The following is a 15830-nucleotide window of genomic DNA, read 5'->3' as shown; positions in this document are numbered from 1 at the left end:
AGCTACGCCCTCCCCTGTCCCGACTTGAAATAGAGCTTGAGCATGTAGGCCATGAGCGCCCCGCCCCCGACCAGGAAGCCGAGGAAGAGGTAGAAGGAGCCGTACTGGTTGGTCACGGGCACGGTGTCCATTGAGAACCACGGGTCCAGGTACAGGACCCGCGCCCAGTGGCGGACGCAGGCCATGAGGAACACGGTGATTGCGGCCCAGGCGGCCACGCGCATGGGCTCCATGCGGAAGCCCGCGTAGAGCAGCACGCCCGCCGAGGCCAGCCCGGCGACCAGGGTCAGGGTGGCGGGCAGGTTGTGGCCCATGAAGGCCAGCATGACCTTGTCCGGCAGGGCCATGAGGAACCACAGCCCCACGGCCAGGTTGACCATGGTGGCCCGGGTGAACCACCACATGCCGGTGCGGACGAAGTCCTCGCTTTGCTTGTGCCGCCCGAGCAGGGCCACGAACAGGCCGCCCACGGCCAGGGCCCCGATCATCATGTGCAGGAACCGGGGATACAGGGCCGGATCGCGCCAGTTGAGGAACCCGGCATAGCCGTCGAAATAGGGCGCCCAGCCCTCGGGCCGGAGCATCAGGGTCATGTTGTTGGAGAACATGAAGCCCACGTAGACGATGCCCAGCACGGACGAGCCGAACAGGGCCAGGCGCAGCCCCGCGCCCATGGTCTCGTATTTGAACTTGTACAGGTAGAAGCCGTAGTAGGAATAGAGGAGCACGAAGATCACGGCCAGCCACCAACCGCCCATGAGCACCGAGCTGACGTAGTCGAAGTTGCCGTAGTTGACCTGGAGGAAGAGCAGCGGGGCCACGCCCATGTTGATGGTCAGGGCGAGCAGCGGCGGCAGCTTCATGCCCACCTCGCGGATGAGCGTGTTCCGGCCGCGCACGGCCTGGACCAGGCCGATGGCCGCGGACCCGAGCATGGCGTTCATGAACAGCACATGGGCCGCGAAGGTGGCGATGAGCAGGACATCGAACCACGCCCAGTGGATGGGTATGGGTTCGGCCATGGGGATCAGGGAAGCGGGATTCACGACGGCACTCCTTGTGTCATGACGGATATATCATCCGTCTATAGGTGATTTCCCGGACGGGCACAACACAACCGGACATTTTGCGGCGGCGAACGGGCGTTCTTCCCGCCGGATTATAATTGTTCATTCCCTTGGAGTTGCTATGGTTGTCCTAAACGAAACCCGAGAACCAAGGGGACGTTTCATGCGCATAGGACCCAAGCTTACACTGCTCGGAACCGCCCTGGTCGGCACCACGGCGGCCTGCATCCTCGGCATCCTCCTGTGGCAGAGCTCCAAGGTCGCCGAGACCCTGACCACCCACTTCGACCTCCAGGCCCAGGCCGAGATGACCCTGGCCGTGGACGACGCCCGCAACCTGCTCGACACCCAGCACGCCACCCTGACCAAACAGCTCGAGAACGACATGCGCGTCGTCCTGGACCTGGAACGGCGCGGCGGCGGGCTGCGCCTGCTGCCCGGAACCGTGGAGTGGCGGGCGGTCAACCAGATCAGCAAGGCCGCCTCGGCCGTGTCCCTGCCCAGGCTGGCCCTGGGGGCCGACTGGCTCGGACAGAACAGCGACCCGGGCACGCCCACCCCCCTGGTGGACGAGATCATGCAGCTGACCGGGACCACCTGCACGGTCTTCCAGACCATGAACGAGTCGGGCGACCTGCTGCGCGTGGCCACCAACATCCTCAAGACCGACGGCAAGCGGGCCGTGGGCACCTTCATCCCCGGCTCGTCGGCCGTGGCCCGGACCGTCAGGGCGGGCGAGACCTACCGGGGCACGGCCTTCGTGGTCAACGCCTGGTACCTGACCCAGTACCGGCCCATCCGGGACGGCTCGGGCAAGGTCATCGGCTGCCTGTACGTGGGCATCCTCCAGGAGGGCGTGGAGCAGCTGCGCCGGGCCTTCAAGAACGTCAAGCTCGGCCGCACCGGCTTCCTGACCGTGTTCGGCGGGTCCGGCTCGTCCGAGGGCGTCATCAAGATGCATCCCGACGACAAGGCCGAGGGCGCCAACATCCTGTCCCAGACCGACGCCTCGGGCCGGGCCGTGTACAAGGACCTGGCCGTGAAGGCCAGGGAGGCGGGCGGCAAGGTGGTCACCCTGGAGACCGGCCTGGCCTCCCCGAGCGGCCCGCGCACGGCCATCCTCAGCGCGGTCTACTTCAAGCCCTGGGACTGGGTCATCCTCGGCACCGGCTATCTCGACGAATTCATGGAGGGCCAGCGGGCCACAGTGTCCGCCCTGGACTCCACCAACTGGTGGACCGTGGGCATCGGCGCGGCCATGCTCCTTCTGGGCGTCCTCGTCTTCATCCTCTTCGCCCGCAAGATGAGTTCGACCATCAACGCCACCGTGACCGTCATGACCGACATCAACCAGGGCGACCTGGACGTGCCGCGACTGCCCGCGCGGACGGGCCGCCTGCGGGACGAGCTGGACGAACTCGGCGAGGCGGTCAACGCCATGGGCCGCAAGCTCCGCGAGGTGGTCGCCCAGGTCCAGGGAGCGGCCGAGTCCGTGACCGCGGGCAGCGGCGAACTGACCGACACCTCCCAGGCCCTGGCCGAGGGCGCGTCCAACCAGGCCAGCGCCGTGGAGGAGGTCTCCGCCTCCATGGAGCAGATGACCGCCAACATCGAACAGAACACGGGCAACGCCCGCGAGACCGAGAAGATCGCCCGCCAGGCCGCGGGCGACGCCGGGGAAGGCGGCCGGTCCGTGACCCGGACCGTGGAGGCCATGCGCCAGATCGCGGACAAGATCGCCATCGTCGAGGACATCGCGCGCCAGACCAACCTCCTGGCCCTCAATGCGGCCATCGAGGCCGCCCGCGCGGGCGAGCACGGCAAGGGGTTCGCCGTGGTCGCGGCCGAGGTGCGCAAGCTGGCCGAACGCAGCGGCGTGGCCGCCGCCGAGATCAGCGGGCTGTCCGTCGACTCCGTGGCCATCGCCGAACAGGCCGGGGCCATGCTCGACAAGATGGTCCCGGACATCACCCGCACCGCCGAGCTCATCCGCGAAATCTCGGTCAGCTCCGACGAGCAGAGCGCGGGCGCCATCCAGATCAAGGACGCCGTCCTCGAACTGGACCGCGTGGTCCAGCAGAACGCGGCCGAGTCCGAACACGTGGCCGCCGCCTCCCACACCCTGACCGGCCACGCCATGCAGCTGCAACAGATCATCGGCTACTTCCGCCTGGGCTCGGCCCGGACCGCGCCCGCCGGGACCACGGTCTCGGTCGGGCCGCGCAAGGCCAGGTCCCTGCCCGCTCCCTCCAGCGGCATCATCGGACCGGATGCGGGCGGCCCGGACGACACCGGCGTGGACCTGGACATGACCGACGACAGCGACTTCGAAAAGTTCTGACGGCCCTTCCGGCCCAAGGCCCGCGTCTTTCCTCCTCGGCGCGGGCCTTGTCTTTTGCCCCGAAAAAGTAGAAACACTCCGAAAGGAGACACGCCATGGGCAAAACGCTGCTGTTCGACGCGGGCAACACCAATACCAAGCTCTGCCTGGCCGACGACCAGGGACTGAACGAGAGCTACACCCTCCCCACCCGCCCGGCCAACACCGACGACGACTGGGGACTCAAGATCGAATCCATCCTCCTGCGCGAAGGCGTGGCCCCCACCGACATCGAGGCCTGCGTCATCTCCTCCGTGGTCCCGCCGCTGGACCCGCTCATCACGAGCATGGCCGCCCGGTTCCTGGAATGCGACTGCCTGTTCGCGGGCCGCGACCTGCCCCTGGACATCGACAACGAATACGCCCACCCCGAACAGGTCGGCGCGGACGTCCTGGTGGGCTGCTACTCCGCCCGCATGACCTACGACGAGAAAAACCTCATCGTCGTGGACTTCGGCACCGCCACTACCTGCGCCTGCATCCAGGACAACGCCTTCAAGGGCGGCCTCATCTGCCCCGGCCTGCTCTCCTCGGCCTCGGCCCTGGCCTCGGGCACCGCTAAACTCCCCAAGGTGGACCTCACGGTCAAGAGCAACACCCTCCACTGGGGCCAGAGCACGGCCGAGTGCCTCAACCAGGGCTTCGTCTTTGGCTTCGCGTCCATGATCGACGGCCTGGTCCAAAAACTCTCCCAGCAACTCAAGGACCCCTTCGTCATCGCCACCGGCGGCCTCGCCCCCACCATCGCCCAACTCTCCGAAACCATAAACGAACTGCGCCCCGACCTGGTCATGGAAGGCCTCTGGATGGCCTACTACAACAGATAGGGGATCAAGGGACGGCCCAAGGCCGAAACCTGCCGAAAGGCACCCTCCACATATCCGCGCCCCCCCGCCATGTTTCCCATCATGGCGGGGGGTTTTTTTTGCGCATGCGGGGTATCCCCCGGATGGCAACACCCGCAAGGCCGGGCGGGCTCCGGCCCGAGGAGGCGGGCGGCACCGCCCCATCCGCCTGGCCGGAAAATCGCAACCTGCTCAATTTAATAGCTAAAAAATAAACATATTCTTTTTTCGAGTTTTTGCGGGTCCAAAGTCGGTTCACCGCCAAAAGGTCTGGTTGAAGCACGATCCGGTCAACCAAACCACAGGAGGTACGACATGACCGCCAATTATGCCTATTCGATGATGCGGAAGGGAGCGGAGGCACTCGGAGACAGGGCGCACAGGCTGACGAACCAGATGCTCGGCGGAAAGGCGCAGACCCGCCTGCTCTTCATGGGGCTGCTTCCCGTCCTGGACGGTTTCTACGTCTCCTCGCTGGGGAGCGGACTGTTCTCCTCGACCTCGGACAGCATCGCCTTCGGGCTGATGGCCTTCAGCGGTGCCGCCTGCATCGTCAGCGCCACGAACCTCGAGGGCTCCCTGCTGTCGCGGACGCTGTGCGCCGTGCGCACCTACCTCATCATCGGCATCGCGGCGGTGCTGGTCGCCGGCCTGGCCACCCCGCTGGCGGCGGTCATCCCGTCCAACATGCGGCTTTTGACCTCGCTCATGGTCATCCTGCTCGGCCTGGTCTTCACCGAAGCCCCCGTCCTGAGCCGCATCGCCCGCATCGCCGGCGGCGACACCATGCCCCGCGTGGTCATGCTCCTCATCGGGATCTGCGCCCTGGCCGCCGACAACGTGGATTGGGCCTGGAGCGCACGGAGCGCCGTCATGTCGAACGTGCTCGCCGCCGTGGGCGCGGGTTTCTGCCTGACCATGACCGGCGTGGTCATCGGCTGGCTCTGCCATTCGCAGGAGGGATTCCGCGAAAACGACTTCAAGCTTGCCGGTGGTCTGGCGCTGGCCATGGTCGGAGCGAACATGTCCGGCCTGATCCGAATTCCCAACTGGCTGATCTTTATGCTCATCATCGGCGGCCTGACCTGGGCGCTGAGCGGCGTGGCCAAGCATCGTCGCTGCCAGTCCGCCCACTGATCGACCGACAAACCCCCGACCGACAACCGACAACCGAAGGAGAGACCATGGTTAGCGCATACCTGACCCGCATCATGTACGAGCTGGTGGAAAACGGCCTCCCGGCCATCGACCCCGAAAAGCTGGAAGGCCACATCGCCGAACGCATCGGAGACACCCCCGACACCACCTACCTCGACGTCCTGGACGGCATGCGCCGACTCCTGGAGCAGACCGGCGAGGTCCTGGACGAAATCAAGGAAGTGGAGATGCGCAAGTCCCAGCGCAAGAACCGGAACCTCATGAAGAGCGCGGCCTGACCGCCGCCCCGAACCTGAACGCAAGACACATGGAGGAAGGAAAAATGCTGATGAACGAACTTGAATGGCGAGGCAACATCCAGGACATGACCGACGCCGAAGGCATCGCACGATTTCTGGGCACCCGGGGCAACGGTGTATACGCCGGATTCGATCCCACGGCCGAAAGCCTGCACGTGGGCAACCTGCTGGTCCTGACCACCCTGGTCCGCATGCAGCGCTGCGGCCTGCGCCCCATCTTCCTGCTCGGCGGGGCCACCGGCATGATCGGCGACCCCTCGGGCAAGGACGTGGAGCGCCAGTTGATCGACACGACCACCGTGGCCGCCCAGGCCGAGATGATCGGCGGCCAGATCGAGGCGTTCGTGCGGCGCAACACCGGAACCGCGCCGGTCCTGCGCAATAACTACCATTGGTTCAAGGACATCAACACCATGGAGTTTTTGCGCGACGTGGGCAAGCACTTCAGCGTCAACGCGATGCTGAACAAGGAATCGGTTCGCGGGCGCATCGACCGGGAAGGCGAGGGAATCTCCTACACCGAGTTCAGCTACATGCTGTTGCAGTCCTTCGATTTCCTGCACCTTTTCCGCGAAGAGGGATGCCGGATGCAGATAGGCGGCAGCGACCAGTGGGGCAACATCACGTCCGGGATCGATCTCATTCGCCGGGCGGCCGGCGGTCGGGCCTTCGGCATCACCCTGCCGCTGCTCACCACCGCCTCCGGCAGGAAGTTCGGCAAGTCCGAAGGCAACGCCGTCTTCCTCAACGCCGAAAAGACCCCGGTGTACCACTTCCACCAGTTCTGGCTGAACACCGAGGACCGGGACGCCATCCGCTTCCTCAAGCTCTTCACCTTCCTGGACCGGACGGTCATCGCCGAACTGGAGGCGGCGGTGGAGGAGCGGCCCCACCTGCGGGAGGCCCAGCGCCGCCTGGCCGATGAGGTCACCTGCATGGTCCACGGTCGCACGGCGCTGGACGCGGTGGTCGGCGCGGCGCAGGCCCTGTTCGGGGACGGCGACCTCCGCGCCGTGGACATGGCCGCTCTGAGAGGCGCGGTGTCCGCCGCGCCCAGCCTGGTGCTGGGACACGGCGTCCCGACCGACCTGTGTTCCCTGCTCGTGGGCCTGGGCATGGCCCAATCGCGCGGACAGGCGCGCCGCGACGCCCAGGGCGGCGGCGTGTACGTCAACAACCGCCGGGTGCGCGACGCCGCCTTTGTCCCGACCGACGCCGACTTCCTGGACGGGGAGATGCTCATCGTCCGCAAGGGGCGGAAAATCCATGGGGTGGTCTCCCGCGCCCGGGCGGCCTGACGCGCCCTTTCCTCCTCCCGCGCAGGGCCGGGCGGCTATGCCGTCCGGCCTTTTTTTACCCTCAAGGGGTTGAGCAATATGCGTTTATTGAATACACGTTGAAGACCGACCGCACTCGACCACTTCGGCCGCCTGACCGCACCACGAAGAGCACACCCAGAGGCACCGCCATGTTCGACCCGCACGCGCTCAAAACGATCTTCGACTCGACCAAACGGGCATTCATCGACACCGGCATCCGCAACGTGGACAGGCAGACCCGCCAGCTTGTCAGCGACATCATCGGTCTTTCCGGAAAGACCAGACGGGACGAACCGGCCCAACCGCTCCCGGAGCTCGCCGACGAGGCGCGGGCCGCCGCGCTGCGCCTCGAGGACTTCCGGAATCTCAAGGACAAGGAGTACCCCCGCCTGCTCGCGCTGCTCAGGATCATCGCCCGGCGCACGCTGGAGGGGAATCTCAACGCCCGGCAGAACCAGATCCAGGCGGCCATCGCCCTCCTCCGGGGGCGGATCATCCAGATGGAAAACGGTGAGGGGAAGACGCTGGCGGCCGCCATTGCGGCGTGCTGCGGCGCGCTCAAGGGCGAACAGGTCCACATCTCCACCTACAACGCCTACCTGGCCAAACGGGACTTCCTGGAGATGTCCCCGCTTTACATGGCCCTCGGGCTGAAAGCGGCCCTCCTCACGGAAAGGCGGATCGGCTGGCTCAAGGAGATGCCGCCGGAGCAGGATACGCCCGAAGACGGGATGTACGACGAATTCAGTTCATTCCTCGACTTCCTGAATGTGGACGAAACGGGGGAGAAGCCGGAGTCCTTCGAAACGGGTGAGACCCATTGCATCGGCGGACGGACGTATGCCTATTGCGAGGCCCCCCGGGACAAAGGGGCGGAAGAGATCCGCACCGCGGACATCGTGTACGGCCGGATCAGCGATTTCATCTTCGGCTACCTGGGCGATCAAACCACGCTCAATTCCGATGAGCTTCTCTTCGACGGCCGCCAGGACTGGCTCATCCTCGACGAAGCCGACGACACGCTGATCGAGGAAGCCAGAAGCGAACACAACATGCTGAACGCGGCGACTGCGGAAGCGGAAGGAACAAACCGGGACTTCATCCGGATGTTCGAGGTGGTCCGGCACTTCGACGAGCGGAGCGGCGACATCCGCCACCTCGGGAAGTGGAGCGCCACGGAGCGGGGACGGCAAAAGGCCTTCGCCGCCTTTGCCGTCGACGAATCCGAGGAGCACTGGGAATACGGCCCCCGGGGCATGGAGGTCCTCCGTCTGCTCGACACGATGGTCAATGCCTGCTTCGGCCTCCAGGACAAGAAGCACTATTACATCGCCGACGACGTCATCAGGCCGGTTTGCCTCAAGACGGGAGAAAACGCCGCCCCCTTCGGCTGGGAAACGGATATCGCCCTCCGCCTCAAGCACGGCCTCGATCTGCCGAAAGTACGCGAAACGATGCGTCGCGTCGGCTTGATCTCCATCCAGCACTATGTCCAACTCTACGGCCGCCTTTCGGGCATGACCGCCACCGCCAGGGAATACGCCGACGAATTCATGCAGTTCTACGGGCTCGTCACCGAGCTGATCCCCAGCGCCACCCCGTGTATCCGAAAAGACGAACCGGACAGGATATATCCCACCACCGCCGACGCCGTTCGCGGCGCCGGGGAGCTGACGCTCGAGGCCTGGCGAACCGGCGCCCCGGTTCTGATCGACTGCCCGTACATCGGCCTGGCTGAGGCGGTCCGGGACTATCTGCTCGCCCGGGGCGTCCGGTCCCGCCTTCTGGTCGCGGGCAACGCCCGGCAGGCGGCCTCCATCCTGGCCACGGCCGGAGAGCCCGGAGCGGTCACCATCGCGGCCAAGCTGGCGGGCAGGGGCACGGACATCAAGGTCAGCCCCGAGGCGCGCGACAAGGGCGGGCTGCTGGTCATCGGCCTGATGCGCAGCATGTCGCCGGCCATCGACGCGCAGGTCAGGGGGCGAACGGCCCGGCGGGGCGCTCCCGGCACGAGCCTCTTCATTCTCTCACTCGACAGCGAGTGGCTAATGCTCACCGCCTCGGCCACGCGGTTGCTCATGCGATCATTCGGCCTGGAGCCCGATGTGCCGATCAGCACCCAAATGGTCGCCAACGCCATCAACAGGGCGCAGGGGAAGCTGTTGGCGGCGGCCTATGAAAAACGAAGGTCGATATACCATATCGACTCGTTCCTGGACGGCCAGCGCACCTTTGTCTACGGCTTCCGGTGCAAATTGCTGCACTTGAACACCGCCATCGAAGGCGACATCGACAGCATGGTCCTCAATTGGGCCACCCAGGTCGTTACGGACCATTACCCCCGCAAGGCGACCCGGTTCTCCGACGCGTTCATCGAAGACGCCTGCGTCTTCGGCGTCTTCGATCCGGAAGACTTGCAGGACTGGGCCGGGTCTTCCCGCCAGACCGTGGCCACGCGGCTCGCCGAGGAATTGCTGTACAGGGTGCACCGCGCACTGCCGCGAATGGGAAACGTGCGGGCGCGCGTGTCGCTCCTCCTGCGACTGGACGCGATGTGGCAGAATCATCTCGCACGGTACCAGGCCCTGCAACAGACCATCCTCGGGAACGCCAGTTCGCCCGATGCGTATTCCCGCTTCCTGTTGGAGCTGGACCGCTGCTTCTGGCTGCAGCTCGGGGAACTGGAGCAATCCTTCATCCACGGGCTCCTGGAATTCCCGCTCGGCGACCCCGATGAAGAGGACGCGCGGCCTGCCGAACGCACCTTCGTGGCGGCCGAGCCCCGGTGGCGGGAGTTGCCGCCGATCAAGGGCGGCATGCTGGATGCGAGTCCGTTGAAACGGCTGGCCGGTCCCGCCAATGATCCCGCCCAGAACCTCAAGATCGGCCTGGTCCTCTTTGCCCTGTTCTTCGGCCTGCTCTACGTCCCGGGCTGGTGGGACGTCTCCGCGTGGCAAAAGGCGTTGTCGAACCCGATCCTCGCCTCCCTGGACGGGCTCCTGACCGGGCGAGCATTGAGCCGAGGCGCGCTCCTGCTGTTCGGCATCCTCCCCGGCCTGCTCCTGCAGCCCCGCAAGTTGTTCAAAGACGCCGACCCGCGTCCCCTGCGCTGGACCCTCGCGGTCCTCGCCGCGGCCGGGGTCCTCTCCTTTGCGGGTGTCGCCCAATGGCAATCCGCCTCGGCCTCCGCCCTGTTCCTCCCCCTCCTGATCTTCCTGCTTCCCTACATCATCCTGCGCAGGAGGGTATCCATCTTTTTCAATCTCAGCCTGCCGTTCTTCGCGGTTCCGCTCGGAACCCTCGCCGTCCTCTTTCTGGTGCGGGAGCTGACGGGTTCGTCCCTGCCCCTTGCCGAAGCTGCGGGAACCCTGATGATCCTTTGCGTGTTGTGGATCGGCATGGGAATGTACCAGTTATACCTGTTGCGGACGAAGCAGATCGTCCTGCCGGTAATCATACTGCTGACGTTGCTGGTTTCGACCTTCGACGCGACCTACGCCGCGTCCAAGCCCCTGATGGCCGTCTATGCCGGGTCGATCATCCTGTTCGCCATGACCGGCGCATGGCTCTTCAAGGCGAAATCCGCTCTGGCCGTCGAACGGTACAGCGGGAACGAACGGCAGGACACCGTCATCGAGATACCCTTCTCCAACGCGCTGTTCTTCTTCTGCCTCGTTCTGTTGACGGTCCCCGCCGGATTGGTCCTCTCGGGCGTGGCGGACATGGTCGCAGCGGCCGTTCCTCCAGCCTTTTCCTTCCTCGCCGGCCTCTGCGCATGGCCGCTGGCCGGGACCTTGACCCTGGGTCTGCTGACGGCCTCCTACACGACCTGGATATATCCCCTGATCACCAGATATGTCTCCACCCCCCTCGTGCTGAGCCTTTTCGAAAAGGGATATCTGCTCAAAAACGCCCGGTCGATCGAGCACGCCGCCCAGGCGATCACGGCCATGACTCTCCGCCGCATCCAGAAGATGAGCCTCTTCCTGATCCTCGGGCTCATCCTGCACGCCGCGCTCCGCGCCACGGCGCTGTTCCTGACCGGCCGGGCCGCGAGCTTCCCCCCGAACCCGCCCCTGTTCCTGTTGGCGGCGGGCTGCTGCGCCTACGTGTTGTCCCGCATCGTCGGCGAATTCACCCAGAGCGTGGATATCGAAACCGCTCGCCTTGGGCGTTTCCGCCACTTCGACGCCCCGGAGACCTCCTTCTCCAATGAGCTGGACAAGGACATCCTCCAGGAGGCCGAGGAGATGTTCCGCGCGGTCATGGCCGACGGCAGGGAGCATGCCGTTCGGAATACCATCGGAAAGTGCTTCTCCTGGGGGTGGAGGCCACGAGGCCCCGTCCCGTTCACGGATGTCCTCCAGGCGGCCCTGCCCGCAGCCATCCTCAGCGCCGTCACCGTCCTGCTCCCGCTGCACGTCGTGAACTCCCTTGTCCCGGCGCTGGGCCTGGGCGCTCCGGTCCAGCTCGGAGCCTCGGCCCTCCTCTTCGCCTATTTCATGGCCCGTGAAGTGAAGAACTGGCTGACGCCGCTTCCGGCGGAGGCCGGGGAACCGGCCCCGGTTCCGGTCGCCGCCGGGGCCGGGCCCGCCGGAGAGACCGAGGCCCCTCCGGTGCTCTACATCTCCTACGACAACAGGCTGGTCCACGTACCCCTGCTGACCAAGGAGGTCAGCCGGGGGTGGCCCAAGCCCCTGTACGCGACCTTCGGCAACCTGCAATGGTGCCCGTCCACGCCCTGGGGCGGCGTGAGCAACGAGGACATCGCCCGGCACGCCATGGAGGCGTTCGAGGCGCTGTTCAAATTCATCACCTTCACGCTCTGCGGGGCCTATCTGCGTTGCGGCCCGGAGAAAAAGAAGCGGGGCGTCATCCGGCAGATCCAGTCCATGGGCCGCCTCTCCCACGGCAGCCTGGGGGAAGCCATGCACTCCAGCCTGGCGGGCCTCGCCGACTGCGACTCCGAGGAATGGGGCTACCTCAAGGCCGTGCTCATCGCCCCACTGCTCGACAGCGAGCCGAGCGCGAACATGCGCCTGCTGCTCGATAAGCTGCCGGACATCCTGCCCGGAGGGGGACGGCCGGACGACAACCCGTACGCAACGGAGGCCGACCCGGCCGTCAGCACGCATGTGTTTCAGGCCATCGGCCAGCTGCGCAACAAAATGAGCCACTTCTCGCTGAACGGCCCCCCAGGCAGGCTGGCCTATCTGCTGACGGGCGCGGTCAACGACCTGTACGCCCTGCTTTCCGACGGCCTGACATCGCTCAGGCTCCTCCATGTGGATTCCGTCACGTATCTCGGAGAGGGGGCCCATTCCGCCCTGTTCCACGACTTCACGGGGCCGGAGCGACGTCCGCTCACCATCACGCTGTCTCCCGGCCAGGACCTGCCCACCCCCGACGATCTGTACCTCGGCAGGGCGGACGGAAGGCCCCTCTTCGACATGGCTCCCTTCATGCGGGTCATCGGCGACGCCTACGACAACCCGACGCCGAGCTTCTTCAACCGCTCCCTGGACAACCAGACGGAATATCACTGTTATGAATCGCCCATCAGCCTGTGTCGGCCGCTCGATTACAAGGAGTGCATCGACGAACTGGCGGCCTCGGGCGAAAGGCCCTTGGGCAGCGACGAGGCGGGGGCCTTGCGAAGCTAGCGGCGGCGGGCCGTTTCGGCCGTTACGCGCAGGCGGAGCCGCTCCAGCGTGAACTCGGCCAGGTGGAGCATGACGGCGTGGCCGGGAAACCGTTGCCGCTCCTCGATGGGAAGGGTCTGAAGGCGGTCGCGGATGGCCACGGCCCGCTTGATGGAATCCGTTCGCCATATCCGCTGCAACCCGGTGCGGACAGGTTCTCCGGCCAACAGCTGGCACACGAGATCGAATCCGAAATTGTTCTGCGTCGCGCCCCGCTCGACCACCCCGGCCCGGATGGTCGCGAGTTCCGTTCGATCCTTCCCCATGATGGCCTCCATGAGCTCGATCTCATCGATGCGCGGCGTCTCCGCAACAACGGCCAGATGCCGGAAGTCGAGCATCATGCGGGGAGCGAAACAGCGGCGTTCCACCCACGCCCACAGCTTTGCCTCCTCGAGGTTGGACAGGTCGGCGACCGCTTCCAGGACCTCGGACAGCCGGGCCTGAAGCGCGTTGAGAAAACCCAGCGCCGCCAGGCTTCGCGGACTGCTTTCGGCGTCCTCGCCCAAAAAACGCAGCACGTCCCCCACCGGCGTCACCTCCCGCGCATAGGCGTCCCGCAGCATTCGCTCGACCTGCGGAGCCAGATGCAGGACAACGGCCCCGGCCGCGCAGCGCTCCTCCAAGACCTCCCTGATTCCCGCCACGACCAATGGTAAATGATTGAACAGGGCCCTCTCCACTCGTTGTTGACGAAGCATTGCGTTCTCCTTTGGTTTGTTGCGGGCGTCGTCCGGCGTCGCGGATTTTCGCCGCGCGCCAACCTCCCTTATGGCGGCCAACGCGTACCGGGTGGAGAACAGGGCCGATAAAATGAAACATGTCGCCCTGATTGCGGGAAAAGGGAGAGGAAAGTCGCCCCGACAGGAGGGGCGCCCGGCAAGGCCGCGCGGCGCAAGACCGCAGACCATCCCGCAGGCGGGGCCTGTCGGGCCGATCAGCGATAGGTGAAGGGGAAAAGGCGGCTTCGCCGGGCCACGACCTCGGCGAGGGCGCGTTGCCAGTCCGGCGCCTCCAGGACGGGGCGGAAATGATCGAGGCACAGTTCGTCGAGTCCCCTGAGCCGGTCCAGGGTCGTCGCCGTCATGCCCTGAAGCGCGTCGTCCTTCATGCCGAGCTCCAGCCGCCAGGAGAGCGGGACCAGGGCCATGGCCTGGACCGTCGCCTCCCCGGCCAGGCTGATTTCCCAGGCCCTGTCGAGCAGGACGCCCGCCCGTTCCCTGTCCTCGCCACGGATGAGGCGCGCCAGCCCGCACAGGATGAGATTCCAGGGATAGCCCGCGAAGAAACCCTCGGGCTCGGAGGCCGAGGCCGCGCGGGCGAAATCGAGCACGCCGGGAAAGCCCCGTCCCGAGTCCACGGCGTAGCGGACAGCGGCGAACAGCTTGAAGACGCGCTGCGGATCGTCCTGGGCCACGGCGTCCAGCGACTCGCCGCCCAGGTATTCCACCAGGGCCTGGCGGGCGGCGGCGTCTTCCCCGGCGTCCAGGGCGGCGAACAGGAGATAGCTCCGGGAACGGTCCGCGGGCAGGAGGTCCGCCCCCTTGAAACAGCGGCGGCAGAGACCCGCGCATCTTTCGACCTGCCCGAAATACTCGGGCCCGCAAAAGGCGAAGTGCTGGGCCAGCGTTCCGTACAGGGCGGCCAGCTCCTCCATGTCCGGCGAGCCGTGCCCGTAGGTCCGCTCGTACAGGGAGCAGACGTTTTCGAGCTTTTCCAGTTCGCCGAGGAAATCCTCCGGCACTTCGGGGGTGAAGTCGTACCGGTTGTGATGCCGGTTGACCAGGCCGCCGTGCAACCGGATCAGCAGCCACTGCCGCCTGTCCCGGGCGCTCAGGTGGGCCGCGTAATCGGCCGACAGGCGGCTCCACCGGTCGCTCTTTGCCGCGTCTCCCCGCATGCTGAACCAGCGCGCTTTCAACTCGCAGAGCTGCGCGGGCGGCAACCCGCCGAGCGCGGCGGTCCCGGCAACGACCTCGCGCGTCAGCCCGTCCATGACCACATGCAGCATGTCGGCATGGTTGGCGTAGTCCAGCACGCCCCGCATCACGATGTCGATCAGGACCTTCAGTCCCATTTCCGAAAAGCCTGCGCTGAAGGACTCGGCCACGAGCCCCTCGTTCCGCTCGATCAGGGCCAGGGCCTCGCCCGGCACCTCGTCCAGCAACTGGGCCACCGCCGTCGCATTGCCCCGGGCGCGGTAGAGCCGATGCAGTTGATCGTCGCAACCGGCCCCGTGAAAGCGGCTGATGAACCGGGCCTCCCGCAGGGTCCCGACGGCATAGGCCCTTGCGCCCGCCCCGTCGCAATCCGGCAGGGCGGCGCCCACGGCCGGGGAATAGAGAAAGGCGTGGCCGGACGGTACGGCCCGGTATTTGCGCCGCAGCCGCTCCACCCCGCCCACGGTCTCGCCTCCGCCCACCACGCCCGTGGCCACCACGCGCGCGTCACCGGGCTCACCGATGAAGCCGAGGTAGGCGGCCAGCCCGAGGGACCCGCCGTCGCACGACTGACGCCGCCGCGAGAACCGCACTTGGGGCCAGAAGAAGAATCGCCGGTCAGCGTGGCCGGGTTGTCGGCGGGCCGCCCGCGCCGCCTCCTCCACCCCCCGAATGGACGATGGACCCAACTTGTCGGCCGCCCAGTACGGGAGCAACGGGCGCTCGTCGCCGTCACCACGCCCGGCCAGGGCGTGAATCAGCCGTCCCCGGCCCTCCGCGCCCACCACGAAGGGGGCCGCCGACCAACTCCAGCGGAACAGTTCCGCCCAGGAAAACGGCAAGCCCACGTCACCGGGCGAAAAGGACGCCGTCAGCCAGTCCGTTGCCCAGGCGGGCGCCCGTTCGGGATGCAGCAACCGGGAAGCCAGCGCCGCACTCCACAGCTGGGCCTGCACGCCGTCCGCCCCCGCCCCGGCCACGGCCTCGGCGCAACGGCGCAGGCCGTCCCCGGTCTCCGGCCACGGACAGGCGGCGACGGCCAGCAGGTCCGCCTCGAAACAGGCGAGCCGTTCCGGAAAGGCGGCCCAGTCGGCCAGCTCCTGAAAACTCCACGCCATCG

Annotated in this window: 9 protein-coding genes; 6 read left to right on the top strand and 3 right to left on the bottom strand. The window is 66.4% G+C overall.

Going from position 1 to position 15830, the window contains the following annotated elements; all coding sequences use genetic code 11:
- Positions 1 to 2: 2 nt before the first annotated feature.
- A complete protein-coding gene (locus tag DND132_RS12530) occupies positions 3 to 1046 on the bottom strand; it encodes a hypothetical protein (protein WP_014323120.1) in 1044 nt (347 codons plus the stop codon).
- 184 nt (positions 1047 to 1230) lie between these two features.
- Here DND132_RS12530 and DND132_RS12525 point away from each other — a divergent pair, with 184 nt between their 5' ends.
- From DND132_RS12525 to DND132_RS12500, 6 genes are all read left to right on the top strand, one after another.
- Entirely contained in the window at positions 1231 to 3408 is a 2178-nt protein-coding gene (locus tag DND132_RS12525; RefSeq protein ID WP_014323119.1) for a methyl-accepting chemotaxis protein, read from the top strand.
- 95 nt (positions 3409 to 3503) lie between these two features.
- Entirely contained in the window at positions 3504 to 4274 is a 771-nt protein-coding gene (locus DND132_RS12520; protein WP_014323118.1) for a type III pantothenate kinase, read from the top strand.
- A gap of 333 nt (positions 4275 to 4607) precedes the next feature.
- Entirely contained in the window at positions 4608 to 5429 is an 822-nt protein-coding gene (locus DND132_RS12515) for a hypothetical protein (RefSeq protein WP_014323117.1), read from the top strand.
- Between the two features lie 47 nt (positions 5430 to 5476).
- Positions 5477 to 5728: a hypothetical protein gene (locus DND132_RS12510; RefSeq protein WP_014323116.1), complete on the top strand. Its 252-nt coding sequence runs from the start codon at positions 5477 to 5479 to the stop codon at positions 5726 to 5728.
- A gap of 44 nt (positions 5729 to 5772) precedes the next feature.
- Positions 5773 to 7047, top strand: a complete 1275-nt coding sequence (gene tyrS / locus DND132_RS12505) for a tyrosine--tRNA ligase (protein ID WP_014323115.1) — start codon at positions 5773 to 5775, stop codon at positions 7045 to 7047.
- Positions 7048 to 7217: 170 nt separating this feature from the next.
- Positions 7218 to 12731 carry a preprotein translocase subunit SecA gene (locus tag DND132_RS12500; RefSeq protein ID WP_014323114.1) on the top strand — a complete coding sequence of 1838 codons (5514 nt, stop codon included), beginning with the start codon at positions 7218 to 7220 and terminating at the stop codon, positions 12729 to 12731.
- Here the strand turns inward: DND132_RS12500 and DND132_RS12495 are convergent.
- A complete protein-coding gene (locus DND132_RS12495) occupies positions 12728 to 13471 on the bottom strand; it encodes a hypothetical protein (RefSeq protein WP_014323113.1) in 744 nt (247 codons plus the stop codon). The two genes, DND132_RS12500 and DND132_RS12495, sit on opposite strands and share 4 nt — an antisense overlap.
- A 236-nt stretch (positions 13472 to 13707) precedes the next feature.
- Positions 13708 to 15828 (bottom strand): hypothetical protein, encoded by a 2121-nt coding sequence (locus tag DND132_RS12490; RefSeq protein WP_014323112.1) that lies wholly within the window; start codon positions 15826 to 15828, stop codon positions 13708 to 13710.
- Between the last annotated feature and the right edge of the window lie 2 nt (positions 15829 to 15830).

Origin of the sequence: Pseudodesulfovibrio mercurii (assembly GCF_000189295.2) — a bacterium.
Lineage (GTDB): Bacteria > Desulfobacterota > Desulfovibrionia > Desulfovibrionales > Desulfovibrionaceae > Pseudodesulfovibrio > Pseudodesulfovibrio mercurii.
The sequence above is the reverse complement of the archived record's forward strand: the minus strand, read 5'-3'. Positions and strand labels throughout refer to the sequence as shown.